This window comes from Streptomyces sp. NPDC047117, assembly GCF_040643545.1.
GTDB lineage: Bacteria > Actinomycetota > Actinomycetes > Streptomycetales > Streptomycetaceae > Streptomyces.
In genome coordinates this window covers 267,627-291,277 of sequence record NZ_JBEYUN010000008.1, presented here as the reverse complement: position 1 = coordinate 291,277, position 23,651 = coordinate 267,627, and the positions used below count along the sequence as shown (strand labels likewise).

Annotated in this window: 24 protein-coding genes; 16 read left to right on the top strand and 8 right to left on the bottom strand. The window is 71.5% G+C overall.

The window, feature by feature from the left end; genetic code table 11:
• Positions 1 to 42 precede the first annotated feature (42 nt).
• Entirely contained in the window at positions 43 to 1,377 is a 1,335-nt protein-coding gene (locus ABZ840_RS18065) for a DUF2252 domain-containing protein (protein ID WP_361560641.1), read from the bottom strand.
• A 234-nt stretch (positions 1,378 to 1,611) separates the two neighbouring features.
• On the opposite strand from ABZ840_RS18065, the gene dnaE reads away from it, so the two are divergent.
• Entirely contained in the window at positions 1,612 to 5,154 is a 3,543-nt protein-coding gene (dnaE, locus tag ABZ840_RS18060) for a DNA polymerase III subunit alpha (RefSeq protein WP_361560638.1), read from the top strand.
• Positions 5,155 to 5,244: 90 nt separating this feature from the next.
• Here the strand turns inward: dnaE and ABZ840_RS18055 are convergent, their stop codons facing one another.
• Positions 5,245 to 5,418: a hypothetical protein gene (locus ABZ840_RS18055; RefSeq protein ID WP_361560636.1), complete on the bottom strand. Its 174-nt coding sequence runs from the start codon at positions 5,416 to 5,418 to the stop codon at positions 5,245 to 5,247.
• Between the two features lie 275 nt (positions 5,419 to 5,693).
• Here ABZ840_RS18055 and ABZ840_RS18050 point away from each other — a divergent pair, with 275 nt between their 5' ends.
• From ABZ840_RS18050 to ABZ840_RS18035, 4 genes are all read left to right on the top strand, one after another.
• Positions 5,694 to 7,025, top strand: coding sequence for an NYN domain-containing protein (locus ABZ840_RS18050; RefSeq protein ID WP_361560633.1), 1,332 nt, complete (start codon positions 5,694 to 5,696; stop codon positions 7,023 to 7,025).
• A gap of 64 nt (positions 7,026 to 7,089) precedes the next feature.
• On the top strand, positions 7,090 to 8,115 hold the full coding sequence (locus tag ABZ840_RS18045; protein WP_361560630.1) for an ABC transporter ATP-binding protein: 1,026 nt from the start codon (positions 7,090 to 7,092) through the stop codon (positions 8,113 to 8,115).
• 61 nt (positions 8,116 to 8,176) lie between these two features.
• The gene (locus tag ABZ840_RS18040) at positions 8,177 to 8,977 is read left to right on the top strand and encodes an ABC transporter permease (protein WP_361560911.1); all 801 of its coding nucleotides are present in this window, start codon (positions 8,177 to 8,179) and stop codon (positions 8,975 to 8,977) included.
• 77 nt (positions 8,978 to 9,054) lie between these two features.
• Positions 9,055 to 9,750: a DUF2567 domain-containing protein gene (locus ABZ840_RS18035; RefSeq protein ID WP_361560627.1), complete on the top strand. Its 696-nt coding sequence runs from the start codon at positions 9,055 to 9,057 to the stop codon at positions 9,748 to 9,750.
• A gap of 201 nt (positions 9,751 to 9,951) precedes the next feature.
• Here the strand turns inward: ABZ840_RS18035 and ybaK are convergent, their stop codons facing one another.
• The 3 genes from ybaK to ABZ840_RS18020 form a co-directional block, all read right to left on the bottom strand.
• Complete coding sequence (gene ybaK / locus ABZ840_RS18030) at positions 9,952 to 10,452, bottom strand: Cys-tRNA(Pro) deacylase (RefSeq protein ID WP_361560624.1); 501 nt, start codon at positions 10,450 to 10,452, stop codon at positions 9,952 to 9,954.
• A 15-nt stretch (positions 10,453 to 10,467) separates the two neighbouring features.
• A complete protein-coding gene (locus tag ABZ840_RS18025; protein WP_361560622.1) occupies positions 10,468 to 11,241 on the bottom strand; it encodes an LON peptidase substrate-binding domain-containing protein in 774 nt (257 codons plus the stop codon).
• 75 nt (positions 11,242 to 11,316) lie between these two features.
• Entirely contained in the window at positions 11,317 to 12,915 is a 1,599-nt protein-coding gene (locus ABZ840_RS18020) for an oxidoreductase (protein WP_361560619.1), read from the bottom strand.
• A 216-nt stretch (positions 12,916 to 13,131) separates the two neighbouring features.
• Between ABZ840_RS18020 and hisD the strand changes: the two genes are divergently transcribed.
• The 11 genes from hisD to ABZ840_RS17965 are packed head-to-tail and all read left to right on the top strand — an operon-like array spanning position 13,132 to position 20,109.
• Positions 13,132 to 14,457 (top strand): histidinol dehydrogenase, encoded by a 1,326-nt coding sequence (gene hisD / locus ABZ840_RS18015; RefSeq protein ID WP_361560616.1) that lies wholly within the window; start codon positions 13,132 to 13,134, stop codon positions 14,455 to 14,457.
• Positions 14,454 to 15,578 carry a histidinol-phosphate transaminase gene (locus tag ABZ840_RS18010; RefSeq protein WP_361560613.1) on the top strand — a complete coding sequence of 375 codons (1,125 nt, stop codon included), beginning with the start codon at positions 14,454 to 14,456 and terminating at the stop codon, positions 15,576 to 15,578. The genes hisD and ABZ840_RS18010 overlap by 4 nt, the downstream gene beginning before the upstream one ends.
• Positions 15,575 to 16,177: an imidazoleglycerol-phosphate dehydratase HisB gene (gene hisB / locus ABZ840_RS18005; RefSeq protein ID WP_031057003.1), complete on the top strand. Its 603-nt coding sequence runs from the start codon at positions 15,575 to 15,577 to the stop codon at positions 16,175 to 16,177. Before ABZ840_RS18010 ends, hisB begins: the two co-directional genes overlap by 4 nt.
• A complete protein-coding gene (locus ABZ840_RS18000; RefSeq protein WP_361560609.1) occupies positions 16,174 to 16,338 on the top strand; it encodes a hypothetical protein in 165 nt (54 codons plus the stop codon). Before hisB ends, ABZ840_RS18000 begins: the two co-directional genes overlap by 4 nt.
• Positions 16,329 to 16,979: an imidazole glycerol phosphate synthase subunit HisH gene (gene hisH / locus ABZ840_RS17995; RefSeq protein ID WP_361560606.1), complete on the top strand. Its 651-nt coding sequence runs from the start codon at positions 16,329 to 16,331 to the stop codon at positions 16,977 to 16,979. Before ABZ840_RS18000 ends, hisH begins: the two co-directional genes overlap by 10 nt.
• Before the next feature lie 23 nt (positions 16,980 to 17,002).
• Entirely contained in the window at positions 17,003 to 17,725 is a 723-nt protein-coding gene (gene priA / locus ABZ840_RS17990) for a bifunctional 1-(5-phosphoribosyl)-5-((5-phosphoribosylamino)methylideneamino)imidazole-4-carboxamide isomerase/phosphoribosylanthranilate isomerase PriA (RefSeq protein ID WP_361560909.1), read from the top strand.
• A 13-nt stretch (positions 17,726 to 17,738) separates the two neighbouring features.
• On the top strand, positions 17,739 to 18,167 hold the full coding sequence (locus ABZ840_RS17985; RefSeq protein ID WP_361560603.1) for a Rid family hydrolase: 429 nt from the start codon (positions 17,739 to 17,741) through the stop codon (positions 18,165 to 18,167).
• A complete protein-coding gene (hisF, locus tag ABZ840_RS17980) occupies positions 18,164 to 18,934 on the top strand; it encodes an imidazole glycerol phosphate synthase subunit HisF (RefSeq protein WP_361560600.1) in 771 nt (256 codons plus the stop codon). Before ABZ840_RS17985 ends, hisF begins: the two co-directional genes overlap by 4 nt.
• Positions 18,935 to 18,975: 41 nt before the next feature.
• Positions 18,976 to 19,245, top strand: coding sequence for a hypothetical protein (locus ABZ840_RS17975; RefSeq protein ID WP_361560597.1), 270 nt, complete (start codon positions 18,976 to 18,978; stop codon positions 19,243 to 19,245).
• Positions 19,238 to 19,522, top strand: coding sequence for an SH3-like domain-containing protein (locus ABZ840_RS17970; protein ID WP_361560595.1), 285 nt, complete (start codon positions 19,238 to 19,240; stop codon positions 19,520 to 19,522). Before ABZ840_RS17975 ends, ABZ840_RS17970 begins: the two co-directional genes overlap by 8 nt.
• A complete protein-coding gene (locus ABZ840_RS17965; protein WP_361560592.1) occupies positions 19,519 to 20,109 on the top strand; it encodes a nitrile hydratase subunit alpha in 591 nt (196 codons plus the stop codon). Before ABZ840_RS17970 ends, ABZ840_RS17965 begins: the two co-directional genes overlap by 4 nt.
• 92 nt (positions 20,110 to 20,201) lie before the next feature.
• Here ABZ840_RS17965 and ABZ840_RS17960 read toward each other — a convergent pair whose 3' ends face one another.
• From ABZ840_RS17960 to ABZ840_RS17950, 3 genes are read right to left on the bottom strand one after another with little or no spacing between them, the layout of a single operon-like run.
• Positions 20,202 to 20,942, bottom strand: coding sequence for a succinate dehydrogenase/fumarate reductase iron-sulfur subunit (locus ABZ840_RS17960; RefSeq protein ID WP_361560589.1), 741 nt, complete (start codon positions 20,940 to 20,942; stop codon positions 20,202 to 20,204).
• Complete coding sequence (locus ABZ840_RS17955) at positions 20,939 to 22,885, bottom strand: fumarate reductase/succinate dehydrogenase flavoprotein subunit (RefSeq protein WP_361560586.1); 1,947 nt, start codon at positions 22,883 to 22,885, stop codon at positions 20,939 to 20,941. Before ABZ840_RS17955 ends, ABZ840_RS17960 begins: the two co-directional genes overlap by 4 nt.
• A gap of 1 nt (position 22,886) precedes the next feature.
• A complete protein-coding gene (locus tag ABZ840_RS17950) occupies positions 22,887 to 23,645 on the bottom strand; it encodes a succinate dehydrogenase cytochrome b subunit (protein WP_361560583.1) in 759 nt (252 codons plus the stop codon).
• Positions 23,646 to 23,651: the final 6 nt, after the last annotated feature.

Here is a 23,651-nt window from a genome sequence, read left to right as displayed (position 1 = left end):
AGGGGGTTCTGTGAATCGGGGCCCGGGGCCGGGCCCCGGGGATCACAGGCCCGGGATGCGGCCGTTGCGGAAGAGGTCGACGAAGATCTGGTGGTCGCGGCGGGCCCGGGAGCCGTAGCCGTGCGCGAAGTCCACCAGCAGCTCGGCGAAGCCCTCCTCGTCGGCGGCGATGGCCGCGTCGATCGCGCGCTCCGTGGAGAACGGCACGAGCGAGTGGCCGCTCTCGTCGTCCGCCGCCGCGTGCATCGCGGCCGTCGCCCGGCCCAGGTCGGCGACGACCGCCGCGATCTCGTCGATCTCGTCGATGTCGGACCAGTCCAGGTCGACGGCGTACGGCGAGATCTCCGCGACCAGCTGGCCGCTGCCGTCCAGCTCGGTCCAGCCCAGCCACGGGTCGGCGTGCGCCTGCAGCGCGCGCTGGGAGATCACCGTGCGGTGCCCCTCGTGCTGGAAGTAGCCGCGCACCTCGGGGTCGGTGACGTGCCGGGAGACCGCCGGGGTCTGCGCCTGCTTCATGTAGATCACGACGTCGTTCTCCAGGGCGTCGCTGTTGCCCTCCAGCAGGATGTTGTACGAGGGCAGGCCGGCCGAGCCGATGCCGATACCGCGGCGCCCCACGACGTCCTTGACGCGGTAGGAGTCCGGGCGGGCGAGGCTGGACTCCGGCAGCGTCTCCAGATAGCCGTCGAACGCCGCGAGGACCTTGTAGCGGGTCGCCGCGTCCAGCTCGATGGCGCCGCCGCCGGGGGAGAAGCGCCGCTCGAACTCGCGGATCTCCGTCATCGAGTCCAGCAGCGCGAAGCGGGTGAGCGAGCGGGCGTCGCGCAGCGCGTCCAGCAGCGGGCCCTGGGCGGTGTCCAGGGTGAAGGGCTGGACCTCGTCGTCCTTGGCGCCGGCGGCCAGGGCGTGGATGCGCTCCCGGTAGGCGGCGGCGTAGGTGCGCACCAGGTCGGTGATCTGCTCGTCACTGAGCGCCTTGGCGTACCCGATGAGCGCCACGGAGGCGGCGAAGCGCTTGAGGTCCCAGGTGAAGGGGCCGACGTAGGCCTCGTCGAAGTCGTTGACGTTGAAGATCAGCCGGCCGGTGGCGTCCATGTACGTGCCGAAGTTCTCCGCGTGCAGATCGCCGTGGATCCACACCCGGGAGGTCCGCTCGTCCAGGTACGGGCCGGTGTCCTTGCCCTGCTCCAGGTCCTTGTAGAACAGGCAGGCCGTGCCGCGGTAGAAGGCGAACGCGGAGGCGGCCATCTTGCGGAACTTCACCCGGAAGGCCGCGGGGTCGGCGGCCAGCAGCTCCCCGAAGGCGGTGTCGAAGACGGCGAGTATCTCCTCGCCGCGCTGGGCGGCGTCCTGCGCCGGGGCGTGCTGGGTCGACATCGCTTGCTGCCTCCTGGGGCCCGTGCGGGGGCCATCTGCTTTCGGACGGATGTTCCGTGACTGACAACGCGCGAGGCTACCTGCGCGTGCCCGCCCGTCGCCCGACCACCACCCCTCATCGAGGCGCTGACGCGCCGCCGGTCCGATTCCGAACGCCTCGATTGTCAGCTCGGAGTCGTAGACTTCCAGACCGTCCACCCCTCTCCAGCCGACTGCTCCCGGAGGTCTCCCGCCGTGGCCAAGCCGCCGTTCACGCACCTGCACGTTCACACCCAGTACTCGCTGCTGGACGGTGCCGCGCGGCTCAAGGACATGTTCAAGGCCGCCAATGAAATGGGCATGACGCACGTCGCCATGTCCGACCACGGCAACCTCCACGGCGCCTACGACTTCTTCCACTCCGCGCAGAAGGCGGGCGTGACGCCGATCATCGGCATCGAGGCGTACGTCGCCCCGGAGTCCCGGCGGACCAAGCGCAAGATCCAGTGGGGCCAGCCGCACCAGAAGCGTGACGACGTCTCCGGTTCCGGTGGTTACACCCACAAGACGATCTGGGCGGCGAACAAGACCGGTCTGCACAACCTCTTCAAGCTCACCTCCGACGCCTACGCCGAGGGCTGGCTGCAGAAGTGGCCGCGGATGGACAAGGAGACCATCTCCCAGTGGTCCGAGGGCCTGGTCGCGTCCACCGGCTGCCCCTCCGGTGAGCTGCAGACCCGGCTCCGCCTGGGGCAGTACGAAGAGGCGAAGAAGGCGGCGGCCGAGTACCAGGACATCTTCGGCAAGGACCGGTACTTCCTGGAGCTGATGGACCACGGCATCGAGATCGAGCGCCGGGTCCGCGAGGACCTGCTGAAGATCGGCAAGGAGCTGGGGATTCCCCCGCTGGTCACCAACGACTCGCACTACACCTACTCGCACGAGGCGAGCGCGCACGACGCCCTGCTGTGCATCCAGACCGGTAAGAACCTGTCGGATCCGGACCGCTTCCGCTTCGACGGGACCGGTTACTACCTCAAGTCCACGGAGGAGATGTACGCCATCGACTCCTCCGAGGCATGGCAGGAGGGCTGCGACAACACCCGGCTGATCGCCGACATGATCGACACCACCGGGATGTTCGAGAAGCGTGACCTGATGCCGAAGTTCGACATCCCCGAGGGCTACACCGAGGTCACCTGGTTCAAGGAGGAGGTCCGGCGGGGCATGGCCCGCCGCTTCCCCGGCGGCGTCCCCGAGGACCGGCAGCGGCAGGCCGAGTACGAGATGGACATCATCCTGCAGATGGGGTTCCCGGGATACTTCCTGGTCGTCGCGGACTTCATCATGTGGGCGAAGAACAACGGCATCGCGGTGGGCCCGGGCCGTGGCTCCGCGGCCGGTTCGATCGTCGCGTACGCCATGGGCATCACCGACCTCGACCCGATCGAGCACGGGCTGATCTTCGAGCGGTTCCTGAACCCCGAGCGTGTCTCCATGCCCGATGTCGACATCGACTTCGACGAGCGTCGGCGCGTCGAGGTGATCCGGTACGTCACCGAGAAGTACGGCGCCGACAAGGTCGCCATGATCGGCACGTACGGCAAGATCAAGGCGAAGAACGCGATCAAGGACTCGGCCCGTGTGCTGGGCTACCCGTACGCGATGGGTGACCGGCTCACCAAGGCCATGCCCGCCGACGTCCTCGGCAAGGGCATCGACCTGGACGGCATCACCAACCCGGAGCACCCTCGCTACAGCGAGGCCGGCGAGATCCGGTCGATGTACGAGAACGAACCGGACGTGAAGAAGGTCATCGACACCGCCAAGGGTGTGGAGGGCCTGGTCCGGCAGATGGGTGTGCACGCGGCCGGCGTGATCATGTCCAGCGAGCCGATCGTGGACCACGCCCCGCTGTGGACGCGGCACACCGACGGCGTGACCATCACGCAGTGGGACTACCCGCAGTGCGAGTCGCTCGGCCTGCTGAAGATGGACTTCCTGGGCCTGCGCAACCTCACCATCATGGACGACGCCCGGAAGATGGTGGAGGCCAACAAGGGCGTCTCGCTGGACCTCCTGGAGATCCCGCTCGACGACCCGAAGACGTATGAGCTGCTCTGCCGCGGTGACACGCTCGGCGTCTTCCAGTTCGACGGCGGCCCGATGCGGTCGCTGCTGCGCCAGATGCAGCCCGACAACTTCGAGGACATTTCCGCCGTCTCGGCCCTGTACCGGCCGGGCCCGATGGGCATGAACTCCCACACCAACTACGCGGAGCGCAAGAACGGCCGCCAGGAGATCACGCCGATCCACCCGGAGCTGGAGGAGCCGCTCAAGGAGGTCCTGGGCCTCACCTACGGCCTGATCGTCTACCAGGAGCAGGTCCAGAAGGCCGCCCAGATCGTCGCCGGGTACTCCCTCGGCGAGGCGGACGTCCTCCGCCGCGTGATGGGCAAGAAGAAGCCCGAGGAGCTGGAGAAGAACTTCGTCCTCTTCCAGGCGGGCGCCCGGAAGAACGGCTTCTCCGACCAGGCGATCCAGGCGCTGTGGGACGTGCTGGTCCCGTTCGCCGGCTACGCGTTCAACAAGGCGCACTCCTCCGCGTACGGCCTGGTCACGTACTGGACCGCCTACCTCAAGGCGAACTACCCGGCCGAGTACATGTCCGCGCTGCTCACCTCGGTGCGCGACGACAAGGACAAGTCGGCGGTCTACCTGAACGAGTGCCGCAAGATGGGCATCAAGGTCCTGCCGCCGAACGTCAACGAGTCCGAGGCGAACTTCGCCGCCCAGGGCGACGACGTGATCCTCTTCGGCCTCTCCGCCGTCCGCAACGTCGGCACGAACGTCGTCGAGGCGATCATCCGCAGCCGCAAGGCCAAGGGGAAGTTCTCCTCCTTCCCCGACTACCTCGACAAGGTCGAGGCCGTGGTCTGCAACAAGCGCACCACCGAGTCGCTGATCAAGGCCGGCGCCTTCGACGAGATGGGCCACACCCGCAAGGGCCTCACCGCGCACTACGAGACGATGATCGACAACGTCGTGCAGGTGAAGCGCAAGGAGGCCGAGGGACAGTTCGACCTCTTCGGCGGGATGGGCGACGAGGCGGACGACGGCGGCCCCGGCTTCGGCCTGGACGTGGAGTTCTCCGACGTGGAGTGGGACAAGACCTACCTGCTCGCGCAGGAGCGCGAAATGCTGGGTCTGTACGTCTCCGACCACCCGCTGTTCGGCCTGGAGCACGTCCTGTCCGACAAGGCGGACGCGGCGATCGCGCAGCTCACCGGCGGCGACTACTCCGACGGCTCGATCGTCACCATCGGCGGCATCATCTCGGGCCTCCAGCGCAAGATGACCAAGCAGGGCAACGCCTGGGCCATCGCCACGGTCGAGGACCTGGCCGGCTCCATCGACTGCATGTTCTTCCCGGCCACCTACCAGCTGGTCTCCACCCAGCTCGTCGAGGACGCGATCGTCTTCGTCAAGGGTCGCCTGGACAAGCGCGAGGACGTCCCGCGCCTGGTCGCGATGGAGATGATGATCCCCGACCTCACGGACGCCGGGACGAACGCGCCGCTGACGATCACCATCCCGACGCTCAAGGTCACCCCGCCGCTGGTCGAGAAGCTCGGTGACGTGCTGAACCAGCACCGCGGCTCCACGGAGGTGCGGATCAAGCTCCAGGGCACCCGGAAGACCACCGTGCTCCGCCTGGACAAGCACCGCGTCACCGCCGACCCCTCGCTCTTCGGCGACCTGAAGGTGCTGCTCGGCGCCTCCTGCCTGACCGGCTGAGCGGCCGGCGGACCGTACGCACGGGGCGCGCCCGGGAGCTTTCCCGGGCGCGCCCCTTTGCTGTCGCGCTACCGCCGCACCGCGGCCGCGTCAGTTGTGCCCGAAGCGGCGCTCCCGGTGCTTGCGGGCGACGTCGCCCGGGGTCGCCTCGACGGCCGATTTCGCCTGCGCCTCCATCGCCGACTGCTGCGACTGCTGCTGTCCGCGCTCGGCCTGGGCGGCGCCGGACTTCTGACTGCGGTCACGGTTCTTGTTCTTGGCCATGTCCGTGCCTCCTGAAGGGGAATCCTGGAATCGGGGCCGAAGCCAGAGTTACACGCCGGGCAAAAGGCTGCATTTCGGGCAATTCTCTTGGGTGAGGCGGAGTGTCGGCGGCGGGATCCGGGCGCCGGCGGCGTAAAGCGCCACGCCGATGATCGAGTTCCGGCAGATAACCCCCGCCCGGTCGGGCAGACTCGAAGAAAGCCGAAGACACCTCAGCCATCAGGCCGAGCCGGGGGGCGACCGGACTGCAGGACCTCAAGGGAAGAGGGTGCAACGTGGATCGCTGCGTCGTCCTGGTGGACGCCGGATACTTGCTCGGCGCCGCCGCGAGCCTGCTGGCCGGCGAGCCCGCCCGGTCCCGGATCACCGTCGACCACGCCGCCCTCATCCAGGGCCTGCGGGAGCGCGCGGAGGCCGACACCGAACGGCAGCTGCTGCGCATCTACTGGTTCGACGGCGCCCCCGACCGGGTGCCGCAGCCCGAGCACCGCAGGCTCCGCGTGATGCCCCGGGTCACCGTACGGCTGGGCGCCCTGACCCGCAGCGACGGCCGCTGGGCACAGAAGGGCGTGGACGCCGCCATGCACGCCGAGCTGACCGAGCTGGCCCGTAACCGCGCCTGTTCCGACATCGTCCTGGTCACCGGCGACGGCGATCTGCTGCCCGGCCTGATGTCCGCCAAGGAGCACGGCGTCGCCGTCCACCTCTGGGCCGTCCAGGCCGCCGACGGCGACTACAACCAGTCCGAGGACCTGGTCGCCGAGGCCGACGAACGCCGGGTACTGGACCGCGCCTGGATCACCCGCGCCGTCCGCGCCAAGGACATCAGCGGGGTCTGCCCGCCCGCCTCCGTACCGCGCACCGAGATCGCCGCGATCCTCTCCGCGCCGCTCCCGGAGTCCGCCGTCGCCGCGGCCGCTGCCGCCTCCGCTGCCGACCGGGACCCCGGCGACCGCCCCGAACGCAACGGCACCGCCCGCCCCGGCCCCATCCCGCGCTCCGGCGCGCCCGACGGCGCGGCGGCCGCCGCCCCGGCCGGCGCCGACGGTGCCTGCGTGGCGGACCGGACCGAGGAGGCGACGGCGGCCGGCGCGGCCGGCCGGGGCGTGCCCACCCCCAAGGACCTGGCGGGCCTCGGCAAGAACCACACCACGCCGCCCGCCGGCACGCCGGTGCCCGCCGCCGCGACGCTGCGCTGGTCCTCCGACAAGGGCTGGATGGAACGGACCGGCGGGCCGGTCGGCGAGCCCCCGGAGACCGCCTCGCTGCCCACCCTCGCCCAGCTGACCAGCCCCGAGCAGCGCTGGGCCGACCGTGAGGAGGACATCACCGCGGTCGGCGGCGATCCCTTCGAGGTCGGCCAGGTCTTCGCCCGCCGCTGGACCGAACGGCTCAGCGACACCGCGCACCTCCAGCAGCTCTCCACGGAGTACCCGCGCATCCCGCACCGCATCGACGGCGAGCTGCTGCGCTACGCCGCCCGGTTCGGGCTGCTGGCGCACAAGGACGACCAGATCGACGAGCACGACCGGTACGCCATCCGGGCCGGGTTCTGGCGCGAGGTCGACCTGCGGACGGCCGCCGAGCACGCCCCCGCGGCCGACTGACCGGGCCGCCCGCCGGACGCCCCGCGGACGGCGGGCCCGCGGCGGGCGCGTACCCTCGTTCCTCGTGAGGACGGGCACACAGACGGGCACACGACGGGCCGCCGACGGCGGGACCGTGGTGGCCGTGCGGGATCTGGTCAAGACGTATCCCGCGGTGCGCGGGCGCCGCGGCGCCCCCGACGTACCCGCCGTACGGGCCAGCGACGGCATCGCGCTGGACATCGGGCGCGGCGAGATCTTCGGCCTGCTGGGGCCCAACGGCGCCGGCAAGTCCACCCTGGTACGCCAGCTCACGGGCCTGTTGCGGCCGGACTCCGGCAGCGTGACCGTGCTGGGCCACGACATCGTGCGCCACCCCGAACGCGCCGCCCGGCTGCTGGGCTACCTCGGCCAGGAGACCACCGCGCTCGACGAGATGACCGTCGCGCTCGCCGTGGAGACCACCGCGCGGCTGCGCGGGCTGGAGACCCGGGCCGCGCGTGCCGAGCGGGACGCCGTCCTCGACGAGCTGGACCTCGGCGGCATCGCCGGGCGACCGCTGAAGAAGCTCTCCGGCGGACAGCGGCGGCTGGCCTGCTTCGCCACCGTCCTCGTGGGCGAGCGCCCGCTGCTCGTCCTGGACGAGCCGACGACCGGCATGGACCCGCTCGCGCGGCGCGCCGTGTGGGCGGCCGTCGACCGGCGGCGCGCCGAGCGCGGGGCCACCGTCCTGCTCGTCACCCACAACGTCATCGAGGCGGAGACCGTGCTGGACCGGGTTGCGGTGATCGACCGCGGCCGGGTCATCGCCTGCGACACGCCCGGCGGGCTGAAAGAACTGGTGGGCCAGGAGGTACGGGTGGAACTGGTCTGGCGCGACCGCCCGCCGCTGGACGTGCCCGAGGTCGCCCGGCTCGGCGAGCACGCGCGGCAGAGCGGCCGGCGCTGGACGCTGCGGATGGCCCCGGACGAGGCGCGTGCCGCGGTGGCCGCGGTCACCGGTGGCCCCGCGTTCGCCGCGCTGGACGATTTCACCCTTGCCACGCCCAGCCTGGAGGATGTCTACCTCGCCCTGGGCGGGCGGACTGAGGAAGGCTTGGTGAAGGCGTGAGGGCGGCCCGGCCGGAACGGAAGAGGAGCGGCGCGGCGTGACAGTGGTTCCTGCGGAGGCGGTGACCGGCAAGCGGGCCGGCACCGGGACGCGCGACGTACCGGCGGCGGCCGAACTGGCGCCGCGCGCACGACTGCGCCCGGCGCTGGCCGCCGTCTACCGCGCACAGCTCTCCCGGGCCCGGGTGGCCCGCATCCCGCTGCTGTTCGTCGCCACCTTCCAGTCCGTCGGGATCATGGTCCTGATGCGCGGCGTGGCGGACGGCCCCGACGAGGCCCGGGCCGTGGTCGCCGGGTCCAGCGTGCTGGTCGTGGCGTTCGTGGCGCTCAACCTGCTCGCGCAGTACTTCGGCCAGCTGCGGGCCTGCGGCGGCCTGGACCACTACGCCACGCTGCCGGTGCCGCCCGCCGCCGTGGTGCTGGGCGCGGCCGGCGCGTACGCCTCCTTCACCGTCCCCGGCGCCGTGGTCACCGCGGTGGCCGGCAGCGTCCTCTTCCAGCTGCCGCTGGCCAACCTCTGGGTGCTCGTCGCCGTCATCCCGCTCTCCGGCGCGGCGCTGTCCGGCCTGGGCGCGGCGCTCGGGCTGCTGGCGCCCCGCCAGGAGCTGGCCACGCTCCTCGGCCAGCTGGGCATGTCGGCGGCGCTGCTGCTCGGCGTGCTGCCCGCGGGGCGGCTGCCCGCCGTCATCGGCTACGCGCGCGACCTGCTGCCCTCCACGTACGGGGTGGAGGCGCTGGCGCACAGCTTCGACGCGCACCCGGACTGGCTGCTGATCGGTGTCGACCTCGGCGTGTGCGCGGCCGTCGGCGTGCTCTCGCTGTCCGTGGCGACCTGGGCGTACCGCCGGGCGGCAGTACGGTGACCGGGCGGAGCGGGGCGACCGGCCCGGAGGAGCGTCCTGCCGCCGGTGGGAGAGCCGGGACCTGGCACGATGGCGGGGTGAGTGCACCGCTGACACCGCCCGACCGCCCGTCGAACCAGCAGCCGGGGGACACCCGTGAACCGTGGGCCCGGCCCGCGACCGAGGAGGACCACGTGCCGACGTCCCCGCAGGAGTACGGCGGGTCCGACGCCCGCCCCCTTGACGGGGACGGCGGCCCGGGCCTGCGCGTCGAGCTGCGCGAGGCCCTGCTGATCGTGCTGGTCACGACGGTGTGCGGGGCGCTGTTCGGGGTGCTGTGGGCATGGCTGGCGCCGCACGTTCCGCTGATCTCGGACGGCAAGGCCGTCTATCTGAAGAACGCCGAGGGCGAGGAGTCGATCGGCGCCGACGGCACGTTCCTGCTGCTCGGGCTGGGCCTGGGCGTGGTGAGCGCCGCGCTGGTCTTCCTGTGGCGGCGGCGCGGCGGCGTGCCGCTCGTGGTGGCCCTGGTGGCCGGCGGCCTGCTGGCCTCGGTGCTCGCCTGGCGGATCGGCATGCTGCTCGGGCCGGAGCAGGACGTGGTCGCGCAGGCCAAGGCGGCCGGCAAGGGCATCGCCTTCGACGCGCCGCTGCGGCTCCAGGCCAAGGGCGCGCTGCTGGCCTGGCCGATCGGGGCCGCGCTGGCGAACCTCCTGCTGACCGGGGCTTTCGGCCCGCGCGACCCGGAGCCGTTCGTGCCGGACTGGAACGCGCCGCAGCCGCCCCGGGACTGACGTACCGGGTGGCCCGCCCACGCGTGCCGGCCACCCGGGAGCGCCGTCCTCAGCCGGTCACGCCGGCCGGCGGCCGTGGTTGGCCCGGCCCTTCTTGACGCGCCACTTCCGCTTGCGGGTCTTCTTCGACACAGGGACCTCCTCGGTCGGTCCCTACGGGTACTAGTCGCGGCCGCGGAGGGCGTAAAGGGGTCCCGTCGGTCAGGCCCGGCCGATCGGCGCGAGGACCGCGTCCGTGAGCGCTGCCAGGTCCTCGGGGGACAGCTCGATCTCCAGCCCGCGGCGGCCCGCCGAGACGCAGACGGCCGGCAGCCCCTCCGCCGAGGCGTCCAGGACCGTACGGAGCTTCTTGCGCTGGCCCAGGGGCGAGATGCCGCCGCGTACGTAGCCGGTGGTGCGCTCGGCGAGCGCCGGGTCGGCCATCGCGGCGCGCTTGCCGCCCACCGCCGCCGCCAGCGCCTTGAGGTCCAGCGAGCCGGAGACGGGCACGACCGCCACGGTGAGCATGCCGTCGACGTCCGCCACGAGCGTCTTGAAGACCTGGTCGGGCGAGACGCCCAGCGCCTCGGCGGCCTCCTCGCCGTACGAGGCGGCCGCCGGGTCGTGCTCGTAGGCGTGCGTGGTGAAGGGGATGCCCGCACGGGTCAGGGCCACCGTCGCCGGGGTGCCGCCCTGCTTGCCGTTCTTGGACTTCTTCGCCAACGTCTCGGCCTCGTGTCAGTTGGGGTGGGTCTGCTGCCGGGTCAGGTCCACGGCCGGCAGCGACGGGAGCTTACCGATCACCGCGGTCTCCTGGCGCAGCATTTTCAGCTCCTGCGCGAGCCTGTTGGCGGTGTCCGGCGCCTCCAGGAGCTGCTGCTTGCGGGGGACGTCCAGCACGGTCGCCGCGGCCACCAGGTAGGAGAGGACGGCCGGATCGTCCGGCAGCTCCTGGGAGCTGGTCACCGTGCGCTCGTTCGCCCAGGCCAGCTTCTTCTGGTACATGCGGAACGCCCGCTCCACGCCGGTGGCGAGCGCGCCCGCGCCGTCGCCCTCCTCTTCCTCCAACGGCTCGATCTCGCCGGTGAGGTAGGGCCCCGAGGCGTCGACGGAGAGCAGCCGGAAGCGGGTGGTGCCGGTGGTCAGCACCTCGAAGGCGGTGTTCTCGTCGCTGCCCTCGGGGGCCGGGCCCGCCGCCGTGCTCTTCTCCTGGATCGTCGCCGCGTCAGCGATGCAGCCGACCGGATGGAAGGCGCGCATGGGGTCGTCACCGAAGCCGGCCGCCGCGCCCTGGTCGGGGACGGCGGTGCTGTCGGGCATGCCCGGGGCGGTCGCGGCGACCTCCCGGCCGTCGCGGATGGCGACGACTCCAAAGCGGCGCTCGTCCTCCGGGAGGTCGAGCAGGTCCCGCATCAGTGCTCGGTACCGCGCCTCGAACACGTTCAGCGGGAGCACGAGTCCCGGGAACAGCACCGAGTTCAGCGGGAAGAGCGGTAGGCGCACGGAGGTCACAGCCCGTAAGCCTAAATGGTCGGCGGCGTCCCGGGAGGGGCCGGGCGTCACAGGAGTGTTTCCCGGCCCCGTTGACTACTGGCGCCGCAGCAGCCGCGAGGCGCCGGCGGCGACCGTGGTGGCCAGCACCCAGCCCGCCAGGATCATGAGCGCGGCCGCCCACTGGGAGCCGCCCTCGGGCCGCCAGTAACTGTCCTGGTTGAGGTCGATGACGGGCAGCAGGAGGTCGAGGGAGTACAGATACGGGTTCCACAGGGGCGTCTCGCCGGGCTTGAGGGCGTGCGGCGGGTTCTGCGAGAAGAAGACCGTGCCCACCGCCCACAGGACGGCCATCCACACGGCGGCACGGCCCGGCCGGTACCCGTAGGCCACCGTCCAGTCCTGGAGGAAGCCCCACGACTTGCCCGCGAGGGGCAGCGTCTCCCGGCGTCTGCGCTGCTTGGCGAGGAGGACCTCGCGCGCGTCGGCGTCCTCGCCGCTGCTGCGGAGCGCCGCGGCGAGCATCTCGTACGGCTCGGGGGCGTACTCCGGGGTGGCCGCGGCCACCCACTGGAGGCGCAGCGAGAGCGGGAAGTGGCCGCGGGGGATCAGCGTCTCGTACGCGAAACCGGCCATCCACAGGCCGCCCAGTCCGGGCCAGCTGGTCGACTTGTCGACCAGGTTCACCACCCGCGCCCCGGAGAGGATGACCCGGCCGCGCTGCGGACGCTCGCCGAGAAAGCGCAGCTCAGGGGTCTGGATGCGGCGCATCGACAGTTCCTGGTCGGACTCCAGGACGAAGCGGGCCTGGTCCAGGTCGACGGCGTCGCCGAAGCGGCCGTCGTCCAGCCGCATGCCGCCCTCGCACTCGAAGCGCTGCATGCGGGTGCCGCGCGCCGGGGTGGCGGTGATGCCGTACGGGGGAGTGGCGCTGCCGGCGACCGAGCCGGTGAGCCCGGCGGCGGTGAGGTAGAGCGTGCGCTCGACGGTGAGCTGCGGGGCGTTCAGCGCCCGGCGGCCGTAGGGATTGCTCAGCCGGCTGCCGCGCAGGCTCAGCGACACGCCGACGGTCGCGCCGCGCAGCGTCAGCTCGCCGTAGGACTCCAGCATCTCGGCCTGGAGGTCCTGGGCCACGGTCAGGCCGTCGGCGGTGATGGACCGGCCACGCCGGTCCTTGTGCACCACGGCCTGGTTGAGCATGAGGTCCGTGCCGATGTGCGCGTCGGTGAGCCGGATGCCGTTCTGCACGACACAGCGCGGCAGGTGCAGGTCACCCTCGGTATGCAGGCGGGCGGCCTCCAGCCGCGGGATGGCGCAGTTCACCATCCGCAACGTCGTGAAGCGGCTCTCGGGGAGCGTGACCTCGCGCTCGAAGCGGCAGTCGCGCAGTTCCACAAATGGCTCGATCGTGCCCCCCGCGACGTCGAGGGAGCCGCTGATGTACGCGCCGGTCAGCTTCAGCGCGGAGACCCGGCCGGGCTGGGCCGGCGGACCGTCCAGAAGGAGCAGCGCGACGATCCGGGCACGTACCGTGCGCTCGGCGCCCCATGGGTGGCGGCCGTGCGGATCGTTGCGCGCCGGGTCGTCGGTGCGCAGATCACACGTGCTGCCGTTGCGGTACGACTGCCACAGGGCCCATTCCGCAGGGCTCAGGTCCAGGTCGGCCGGCGCGTCGCCGTCGGTGGGGTCACTCACCGCGGCATCCCCCTCTCGTTCCCGGCCGCGCCGCCCGGGCGCCGCCGTCTTCTCCATGCGTACCGGGCGCCCCACACGTACCGCTGCGCCCCCCTCGGCCCCCCATTCCCGCTGGGCGACCAGGTGAACGCCAGTGGTCAGAATCACCCCGGGGAGTGCGTATCACCGATTGATACGGGCGGCGGGCACCGGCAGCACGTCTGAGACACTGGAGGAGTGATCTCCCGAATCGATCTGCGCGGTGACGCCCTCCCCGAGGGTGGCGCCCTGCGCGACCTGCTGCCCCGTGCCGAGTTCGACGTGGAAGCCGCCCTGGAGAAGGTGCGGCCCATCTGCGAGGACGTGCGCCATCGTGGCACGGCTGCGCTGATCGAGTACGCCCATCGGTTCGACCGGGTCGAGATCGAGCAGGTACGCGTGCCCGCCGAGGCGCTGCGCACCGCGCTGGAAGAGCTGGACCCGAAGGTCCGGGCCGCGCTGGAGGAGTCCGTCAAGCGGGCCCGCACCGTCCACCGTGAGCAGCGGCGTACGGATGTGACGACGAAGGTCGTGCCCGGCGGCACCGTCACCGAGCGGTGGGTGCCGGTCGAGCGCGTCGGGTTGTATGTGCCCGGTGGCCGCTCGGTCTACCCCTCGTCCGTGGTGATGAACGTCGTCCCGGCCCAGGAGGCCGGCGTGGAGTCGCTGGCGATCGCCTCGCCCCCGCAGGCCGAGTTCGGTGGCCTGCCGCACCCGACCATCCTGGCCACCTGCGCCCTGCTGGGCGTCGACGAGGTGTACGCGGCCGGCGGCGCGCAGGCCGTCGCGATGTTCGCGTACGGCACCGAGGACTGCCTTCCGGTCAATCTGGTGACCGGTCCCGGCAACATCTACGTCGCCGCCGCCAAGCGCCTGCTCAAGGGCCGGATCGGCATCGACTCCGAGGCCGGCCCCACCGAGATCGCCATCCTCGCCGACGACACCGCCGACCCGGCGCACGTCGCGGCCGACCTGATCAGCCAGGCCGAGCACGACCCGATGGCCGCCGCCGTCCTGGTCACGGACTCGGCGGAGCTGGCCGAGCGGGTCGAGAAGGAGCTGGAGCCGCAGGTCCGCGCGACCCGGCACATCGAGGACCGGATCATCCCGGCGCTGGCCGGCCGCCAGTCCGCGATCGTCCTGGTCGACGGTGTGGACGAGGGCCTGACGGTGGTGGACGCCTACGGCGCCGAGCACCTGGAGATCCAGACCGCGGACGCCGCGGCGGTGGCCGCCCGGGTCCGCAACGCCGGCGCGATCTTCGTCGGCCCCTACGCCCCGGTCTCGCTCGGCGACTACTGCGCGGGCTCCAACCACGTCCTGCCCACCGGCGGCTGCGCGTGCCACTCCTCGGGGCTGTCCGTGCAGTCGTTCCTGCGCGGCATCCATGTCGTGGACTACACCCGCGACGCACTGGCCGAGGTCGCCCACCACGTGGTGACCCTCGCCGAGGCCGAGGACCTCCCGGCACACGGCGCGGCCATCAAGGCAAGGTTCGACTGGAAGGTCCCGCAGTCCAAGTGACCAGGAACCCCTCTTCGTCCCCCTGGGACGAGCTCCCCATCCGGGACGAGCTGCGCGGCAAGTCCCCCTACGGCGCCCCCCAGCTGGACGTGCCGGTGCGCCTGAACACCAACGAGAACCCCTACCCGCTCCCCGAGCCGCTGGTGCGGCGGATCGCCGAGCGGGTCACCGAGGCGGCCCGCGACCTCAACCGCTACCCGGACCGGGACGCGGTCGAGCTGCGCACGGAGCTGGCCCGGTACCTCTCCCGCACCGGCGGGCACGAGGTCACCAAGGACCAGGTCTGGGCGGCCAACGGCTCCAACGAGGTCATCCAGCAGCTGCTGCAGACCTTCGGCGGCCCCGGCCGCTGCGCCCTCGGCTTCGAGCCGTCGTACTCGATGCACGGCCTGATCTCGCGCGGCACGGGCACGGACTGGATCTCCGGGCCGCGCAACGACGACTTCACCATCGACGTCGAGACCGCGAAGAAGACCATCGCCGAGCGGAAGCCCGACGTGGTCTTCATCTGCTCGCCGAACAACCCCACCGGTACGGCCGTGGACGCGGAAACGGTTCTCGCGCTGTACGAGGCGGCGCAGGCGGCCAAGCCGTCGCTGGTGGTCATCGACGAGGCGTACGGCGAGTTCAGCCACCGCCCGTCGCTGCTGCCGCTGATCGAGGGCCGGCCGAACCTGGTCGTCTCGCGGACGATGTCCAAGGCGTTCGGCGCGGCCGGGCTGCGCCTGGGCTATCTCGCCGCCGACCCGGCCGTGGTCGACGCCGTACAGCTGGTACGCCTGCCGTACCACCTCTCCTCGGTCACCCAGGCCACCGCGCTGGCGGCCCTGGAGCACACCGACACCCTGCTGAAGTACGTCGAGCAGCTGAAGACCGAGCGGGACCGCATCGTCGACGAGCTGCGCGCGATCGGCTGCGAGGTCGTCGACTCCGACGCCAACTTCGTGCAGTTCGGCCGGTTCGACGACCAGCACGCGGCCTGGCAGGCCATTCTCGACCAGGGCGTCCTGGTCCGTGACAACGGAGTGCCGGGCTGGCTGCGGGTATCCGCCGGCACCCCGGCGGAGAACGACGCGTTCCTCGATGCGGTGCGCGCGATCATGAAGGAGACAGGCGCATGACGCGCGAGGGTCGCATTGGGCGCATTGAGCGCAAGACCAAGGAGACCTCGGTCCTCGTCGAGATCGACCTCGACGGCACCGGGCAGGTCGACGTCTCGACCGGCGTGGGCTTCTACGACCACATGCTCGACCAGCTCGGCCGGCACGGTCTGTTCGACCTCACCGTCAAGACCGACGGTGACCTGCACATCGACACCCACCACACCATCGAGGACACGGCCCTCGCGCTGGGTGCCGCCTTCAAGCAGGCCCTCGGCGACAAGGTGGGCATCTACCGCTTCGGCAACTGCACCGTCCCGCTGGACGAGTCGCTCGCCCAGGTGACCGTGGACCTCTCGGGCCGCCCGTACCTGATCCACACCGAGCCCGAGAACATCGCGCCGATGATCGGCACCTACGACACGACGATGACCCGGCACATCCTGGAGTCCTTCGTCGCGCAGGCGCAGATCGCCCTGCACGTCCACGTGCCGTACGGGCGCAACGCCCACCACATCGTGGAGTGCCAGTTCAAGGCGCTGGCCCGGGCGCTGCGGTACGCCTCCGAGCGGGACCCGCGCGCGGCCGGCATCCTGCCCTCCACGAAGGGCGCGCTGTGAACGGTCTGTCGACGGTCTTCATCCTCGTGGGGCTCTTCCTGCTCGGCGGGGTCTACTCCTTCTGGAAGCAGCAGCTGCCCAAGAGCGTGATCGTGCTGCTCGGCATCGGCGCGGTGCTCTGCCTCGCGGCCGGCATCGTGCGGCTGGAGGTATGGAATTGAGCGCGCCGCGCAAGAAGGTCGTCGTCTTCGACTACGGCTTCGGCAACATCCGCTCCGCCGAGCGGGCGCTGGCCCACGTCGGTGCCGACGTCGAGGTGACCCGCGACTACGACACCGCCATGAACGCCGAGGGGCTGCTCGTCCCCGGCGTCGGCGCCTTCGCGTCCTGCATGAAGGGCCTGCGCGAAGCCCGCGGCGACTGGGTCGTCGGCCGCCGGCTGGCCGGCGGGCGCCCGGTCATGGGCATCTGCGTCGGCATGCAGATCCTCTTCACGCGCGGCATCGAGCACGGCGAGGAGACCGAGGGCCTGGACGAGTGGCCCGGCACGGTCGGCCCGCTCAAGGCCGACATCGTGCCGCACATGGGCTGGAACACCGTCGAGGCGGCGCGGGACTCGCGGCTCTTCGCGGGCCTGGACGCCGACGCGCGCTACTACTTCGTGCACTCCTACGCGGTGCACGACTGGGAGCTGGAGATCACCAACCCCAGCATGCGTGCCCCGCAGGTCACCTGGGCCACCCACGGCGAGCCCTTCGTGGCCGCCGTGGAGAACGGCCCGCTGTGGGCCACCCAGTTCCACCCCGAGAAGTCCGGCGACGCCGGCGCCCAGCTCCTGTCCAACTGGATCGAAACCCTGTGAGTGCTGAGAGTCCTGTGAGTGCTGTGAACAAGCTCGAACTGCTGCCCGCCGTCGACGTCCGCGACGGCCAGGCCGTCCGCCTCGTGCACGGCGAGTCCGGCTCCGAGACCTCCTACGGCGACCCGCTCCAGGCCGCGCTGGCCTGGCAGCAGTCGGGCGCCGAGTGGCTGCACCTGGTCGACCTGGACGCCGCGTTCGGCACCGGCGACAACCGCGCGCAGATCGCCGAGGTGGCCCGCTCCATGGACATCAAGGTCGAGCTGTCCGGCGGCATCCGCGACGACGACTCGCTGGCCGCGGCGCTCGCCACCGGCTGCAAGCGCGTCAACATCGGCACCGCGGCCCTGGAGAACCCCGAGTGGGTCGCCAAGATCATCGCCGAGCACGGTGACAAGATCGCGGTGGGCCTGGACGTGCGCGGCACGACCCTGCGCGGCCGCGGCTGGACCCGCGACGGCGGCGACCTGTACGAGACGCTGACCCGGCTGGACGCCGAGGGCTGCGCCCGGTACGTCGTCACCGACATCAACAAGGACGGCACGCTCCAGGGCCCCAACCTGGAGCTGCTCAAGAACGTCTGCGCCGCGACCGACCGGCCCGTCGTGGCCTCCGGCGGCGTCTCCTCCCTGGACGACCTGCGGGCCATCGCCTCGCTGGTGCCCGAGGGTGTGGAGGGCGCCATCGTCGGCAAGGCCCTGTACGCCAAGGCGTTCACCCTGGAAGAGGCCCTGGAGGCCACCCGATAACGGAGGCAGTGCGATGAGCGGTGTACGGCGCGTACCTGGTGAGGGCCCCTGGGAAGAGGTCTTCGGCGCGGCACGCGCCGTCGCCGCCGGGGACCGGGTGCTGGTCTCCGGCACCACCCCGTTCGACGGCACGGTGCTGTACGGCGAGGGCGATCCGTACGAACAGACGCGGGTCGCCCTCACTCGCGCCGTCGACGCCCTGGCGGAGTTCGGCCTCGACGCCGCCTCCGTCCTCCGCACCCGCCTCTATCTCGCCCACACCCGTGACCTCGACGAGGCGGCGCGGGCCCACCAGGAGCTGTTCGGCGCGGTCCGGCCCGCCACCACGGTCGTCGTGGTCTCGGGTTTCGTCGACCCGCGGATCCTGGTCCAAGTAGAACTGGAAGCCTTCGCAGGCCCCGAAGGCTTCCGCGCACCCATCGAAGGAGCCTCTCCCTCATGACCCTCGCGGTCCGAGTCATCCCCTGCCTGGACGTGGACAACGGCCGGGTCGTCAAGGGCGTGAACTTCCAGAACCTCCGTGACGCCGGCGACCCCGTCGAGATGGCCAAGGTCTACGGCGAGGAGGGCGCGGACGAGCTGACCTTCCTCGACATCACCGCCTCCTCCGGCAACCGCGAGACCACCTACGACGTGGTCCGCCGCACCGCCGAGCAGGTCTTCATCCCGCTCACCGTCGGCGGCGGCGTCCGCACCCCCGAGGACGTCGACAAGCTGCTGCGCGCGGGCGCGGACAAGGTCGGCGTCAACACCGCCGCCATCGCCCGCCCGGACCTGATCCGGGAGATCGCCGAGCGCTTCGGCCGCCAGGTCCTGGTCCTCTCGGTCGACGCCCGCCGCACGCCCGAGGGCACCACCACCCCCTCCGGCTTCGAGGTCACCACGCACGGCGGCCGCCGCGGCACCGGCATCGACGCGGTCGAGTGGGCCCACCGCGCCGCCGACCTCGGCGCCGGCGAGATCCTCCTGAACTCCATGGACGCCGACGGCACCAAGGACGGCTACGACACGGAGATGCTCGCCGCCGTCCGCAAGCACGTGACCATCCCGGTCATCGCCTCCGGCGGCGCCGGCAAGCTCACCGACTTCCCGCCGGCCGTCGACGCCGGTGCCGACGCCGTCCTGGCAGCCTCCGTCTTCCACTTCGGCGACCTGCGCATCGGCCAGGTCAAGGACACCCTTCGCGAAACGGGCCACCCGGTCCGCTGACGGCACTGGCTGCCCGCCCGCATGACTCGTAGGCTCCGGCCATGAGCCGAGTCAACGATGTGGGCGGGCAGACCGGGTTCGGGGCGCTGCGGATCGAGGCGGACGAGCCGGCGTTCCACGCCGACTGGGAGGCGCGGGTCTACGCGCTGAACACGGCGTTGGTGCGCGGCGGGGTCTACACGCTGGACGAGTTCCGGGACGCCGTGGAGCGGATGCCGCCCGCCGAGTACCTGGCGGCTTCGTACTACGAGCGCTGGCTGCACGCCATCGAGACGCTGGTCGCCGAGCGGAAGGTGCTCGGCGATGAGTGACTTCTCCGTGGGCCAGGCGGTACGCGTACGGCCCGTCGACCCTGACGGGCACACCCGCGCGCCGCGGTACGTGCGCGGGCACACCGGCCGGGTCGTGGAGGCGCAGGGGCGCTGGCCGCTGGCCGACGAGCGGGCCGCCGGGCGCGCCCAGCCGCGCGTCGAGACCGTCTACACCGTCGCCTTCCCGGCCCGGGAGCTGTGGGGCGCCGGCACGCACGAGGTCACGGTGGACCTGTGGGAGTCGTACCTGGAGCGGGCGGAGGAGGAGCGGGCATGAGCGGGGAGCACGCGAGCAGCACGGTGGCGGTGCGGGTCCGGCGCCTGGAGGAGCGGCTGATCGGGGCCGGTGTGATCGCGGACGACCAGCTGGACGCGATCCTGACCTCGGTACTGAACGGCGCTTCGCCGGTCAACGGCGCGCGGATCGCCGCGCGGGCCTGGACGGACGAGGGCTTCCGGGAGCGGCTGCTGGCGGATGCCAACGCGGCGCTGCCGGAAGTCGGACTGTCGATGGCCGGTGGGATCCAGGAGCAGCGGTTGAAGGTCGTGGCGAACACCGCGGAGCAGCACAACGTCCTGGTGTGCACGCTGTGTTCGTGCTATCCGATCGGACTGCTGGGGCCCTCGCCGTCCTGGTACAAGAGCGAGGCGTACCGGTCCCGGGTGGTGCGCGATCCGCGGTCGGTGCTCGGGGAGTTCGGGCTCGACCTGCCGCCGGACGTGAAGATCACCGTCTGGGACTCCAGTGCGGAGAGCCGGTACATGGTGTTGCCACGGCGGCCCGATGGCACGGATGGCCTGGGCGAGGAAGCGCTCGCCCGGCTGGTCACCCGGGAGGGACTCATCGGGACCGCCGCGGTCTGAGGGCGCCGCGGCCGCGGAGCGTCGGTTGCCGCCGCGGCGCCGGTACGGCGGGTCCGGACTCCCGGAGGCCTGGGAGCCCGGACCCGGGTCTGTCAGGCCTTGCGGGCGGCCCGTACGAACTCGCGGTTCATCTTGGTGATGCTGAACAGCGGGATGCCCTTCGGGCAGGCCGTCGCGCACTCGCCGGTGTTCGTGCAGCCGCCGAAGCCTTCGGCGTCCATCCGGCCGACCATGTCCAGGACCCGGGACTCGCGCTCCGGGGCGCCCTGCGGCAGGGAGTTGAGGTGGACGACCTTGGCGGAGGTGAAGAGCATCGCCGAGCCGTTGGGGCAGGCCGCGACGCAGGCGCCGCAGCCGATGCACTCCGCGTGCTCGAAGGCGGTGTCGGCGGCCGCCTTGGGCACCGGCGTGGCGTGCGCGTCCGGCGCGGCGCCGGTGGGGACGGAGACGTACCCGCCGGAGCCGATGATCCGGTCGAAGGCGCCGCGGTCCACGACCAGGTCCTTCACGACGGGGAACGCCGAGGCGCGCCACGGCTCGATGTCGATCGTGTCGCCGTCGTCGAAGTGCCGCATGTGCAGCTGGCAGGTGGTGGTCCGCTCCGGGCCGTGCGCCTCGCCGTTGATGACCATGCCGCACGCGCCGCAGATGCCCTCGCGGCAGTCGTGGTCGAAGGCGACCGGCTCCTCGCCGCGCAGGATCAGCTCTTCGTTGAGGGTGTCGAGCATTTCGAGGAACGACATCTCGGGGGAGATGTCCCGCACGTCGTACTCGGTCATGCGGCCCGCGGAATCGGGGCCGGACTGGCGCCAGATGCGCAGGGTGAGGTTCACGCGTAGCTCCGCTGGGTGGGGTGGACGTACTCGAAGTCGAGCTGCTCCTTGTGCAGCACGGGCGCCTCGCCGCTGCCGGTGAACTCCCAGGCCGCGGCGTAGGAGAACTCCTCGTCCCGGCGCTCGGCCTCGCCGCCCGCGGTCTGGCTCTCCTCGCGGAAGTGGCCGCCGCAGGACTCGGCGCGGTGCAGCGCGTCCAGGCACATCAGCTCGGCGAGCTCGAAGTGGTCGGCGATCCGGTTGGCCTTCTCCAGCGACTGGTTGAGGTCCTGGCCGGAGCCGGGGACCTTGATCCGGCGCCAGAACTCCGCGCGCAGTTCGGGGATGCGGTCCAGCGCCTTGCGCAGCCCGGACTCGGTACGGGCCATGCCGCACTCCTCCCACAGCAGCTCGCCCAGCTCCCGGTGGAAGGAGTCCGGGGTGCGGTCGCCGTTGTTGGAAAGGAGGCGGTAGAGGCGGTCGGTCACCGAGGTGACGGCTTCGGTGACGGCCGGGTGGTCGGCCGGCACCTCGTCGTGCGGGTGCCGGGCGAGGTAGTCGTTGATGGTGGCGGGGAGCACGAAGTAGCCGTCGGAGAGGCCCTGCATCAGCGCCGAGGCGCCGAGCCGGTTCGCGCCGTGGTCGGAGAAGTTGGCCTCGCCGATGGCGAAGAGGCCGGGCACGGTCGTCTGGAGGTCGTAGTCGACCCAGAGGCCGCCCATCGTGTAGTGGATGGCCGGGTAGATGCGCATCGGCGCGGTGTACGGGTCCTCCGCCGTGATGCGCGCGTACATGTCGAAGAGGTTGCCGTACTTCTCCTCGACGGCCTTGCGGCCCATCCGGGCGATGGCGTCCGCGAAGTCCAGGTAGACGCCCTGTCCGCCGGGGCCGACGCCGCGGCCCTCGTCGCAGACGTTCTTGGCGGCGCGGGAGGCGATGTCGCGGGGGACGAGGTTGCCGAAGGCGGGGTAGATGCGCTCCAGGTAGTAGTCGCGCTCGTCCTCGGGGATCTCGTGCGGCGGCCGGGTGTCGCCCTTGGCCTTGGGCACCCAGATGCGGCCGTCGTTGCGCAGCGACTCGCTCATCAGCGTCAGCTTGGACTGGTGGTCGCCGGAGCGCGGGATGCAGGTGGGGTGGATCTGGGTGAAGCAGGGGTTGGCGAAGTACGCGCCGCGCCGGTGCGCCCGCCAGATCGCGGTGGCGTTGGAGTTCTTGGCGTTGGTGGAGAGGTAGAAGACGTTGCCGTAGCCGCCGCTCGCCAGCACCACCGCGTCCGCGAAGTAGGTGTCGATCCGGCCGGTGAGCAGGTCGCGCGCGACGATGCCGCGGGCCCGCCCGTCGACCACGATCAGGTCGAGCATCTCGGTGCGCGGGTGCATCTCCACGGTGCCGGCCGCGATCTGCCGGGACAGCGCCTGGTACGCGCCGAGCAGCAGCTGCTGACCCGTCTGGCCGCGGGCGTAGAAGGTACGGGAGACCTGGACGCCGCCGAAGGAGCGGGTGTCGAGCAGGCCGCCGTACTCGCGGGCGAAGGGCACGCCCTGGGCCACGCACTGGTCGATGATCTCCACGGAGACCTGGGCGAGCCGGTGCACGTTGGACTCGCGCGCCCGGAAGTCGCCGCCCTTGACCGTGTCGTAGAAGAGGCGGTGGACGGAGTCGCCGTCGTTGCGGTAGTTCTTCGCCGCGTTGATGCCGCCCTGCGCGGCGATGGAGTGGGCCCGGCGCGGCGAGTCCTGATAGCAGAACTGGACGACGTGGTAGCCCTGTTCGGCCAGGGTGGCGCCGGCCGCGCCGCCGGCCAGCCCGGTGCCGACGACGATGACGGTGTGCTTGCGCCGGTTGGCGGGGTTGACCAGCTTCGCCTCGAAGCGGCGGCGGTCCCAGCGCTCGTTGATCGGCCCTTCGGGGGCCTTGGTGTCGACGACCGGCGCGCCGACCTCGTACTCCGCGTACGTGCTCATCTCAGCTCACTACTCCGGTCATCACGGATACGGGGACGGCGAGGAAGCCGACGGTGAGGACCAGCGCCAGGACATTGGCGACGGCCTTCAGGACCCGGTCGCGGGTCGGCCGGTTGGCGCCCAGGGTCTGTGCCGCGCTCCAGAAGCCGTGCCGGATGTGCAGGCCGAGCGCGAGCATCGCGACGATGTAGATGACGTTGCCGTACCAGGTGGAGAAGGTGGCGACGACATTGGCGTACGGGTGTCCGGCGGCGGCGTGCGGGTTCACCGTCAAGGTCGTCAGGTCCAGGAGGTGCCAGACGATGAAGAGGCCCAGGATGACCCCGCCCCAGCGCATGGTGCGGGTGGCGTAGGAGGCGCGCTTCTTGAAGAGAAACTGCGGCGCGAAGCGCCTCCGTGAGGGGCGGCGGCCGGGCGACGGGTGGGCGTACTTCTGCGGGCGGGCCGAGATGTCGCGGCGGGACAGCTGGTAGGCCGCCACCGCGTGCACGAGCACGGCGGCCAGCAGCACGATCCGGGCGATCCACAGGAACCACTCGTGGTGCAGGAAGGGCTCGCCGATGGTGCGCAGCCAGTGGGCGTATCCGTCGAACTCGACGGCCCCGAAGAAGATCTTGAGGTTGCCCAGCATGTGGGCGACCAAGTACAGCAGCATCACGATGCCGCTGACGGCCATCGCCGTCTTCTTGCCGACGGTCGAGTGCCACAGGATGCCCGCATAGGAGGACGGCCGTCGGTCCGTCCGGGTGTCCACTGCCATGGGCAC

Excerpts from the sequence above, each read along its gene's own strand:
- ABZ840_RS18065 (WP_361560641.1), bottom strand. The coding sequence starts at position 1,377 with ATGTCGACCCAGCACGCCCCGGCGCAGGACGCCGCCCAGCGCGGCGAG.
- ABZ840_RS18055 (WP_361560636.1), bottom strand. The coding sequence starts at position 5,418 with ATGGCCAAGAACAAGAACCGTGACCGCAGTCAGAAGTCCGGCGCCGCC.
- hisB (WP_031057003.1), top strand. The coding sequence starts at position 15,575 with ATGACGCGCGAGGGTCGCATTGGGCGCATTGAGCGCAAGACCAAGGAG.
- hisH (WP_361560606.1), top strand. The coding sequence starts at position 16,329 with ATGGAATTGAGCGCGCCGCGCAAGAAGGTCGTCGTCTTCGACTACGGC.
- ABZ840_RS17985 (WP_361560603.1), top strand. The coding sequence starts at position 17,739 with ATGAGCGGTGTACGGCGCGTACCTGGTGAGGGCCCCTGGGAAGAGGTC.
- hisF (WP_361560600.1), top strand. The coding sequence starts at position 18,164 with ATGACCCTCGCGGTCCGAGTCATCCCCTGCCTGGACGTGGACAACGGC.
- ABZ840_RS17975 (WP_361560597.1), top strand. The coding sequence starts at position 18,976 with ATGAGCCGAGTCAACGATGTGGGCGGGCAGACCGGGTTCGGGGCGCTG.
- ABZ840_RS17970 (WP_361560595.1), top strand. The coding sequence starts at position 19,238 with ATGAGTGACTTCTCCGTGGGCCAGGCGGTACGCGTACGGCCCGTCGAC.
- ABZ840_RS17965 (WP_361560592.1), top strand. The coding sequence starts at position 19,519 with ATGAGCGGGGAGCACGCGAGCAGCACGGTGGCGGTGCGGGTCCGGCGC.
- ABZ840_RS17955 (WP_361560586.1), bottom strand. The coding sequence starts at position 22,885 with ATGAGCACGTACGCGGAGTACGAGGTCGGCGCGCCGGTCGTCGACACC.
- ABZ840_RS17950 (WP_361560583.1), bottom strand. The coding sequence starts at position 23,645 with ATGGCAGTGGACACCCGGACGGACCGACGGCCGTCCTCCTATGCGGGC.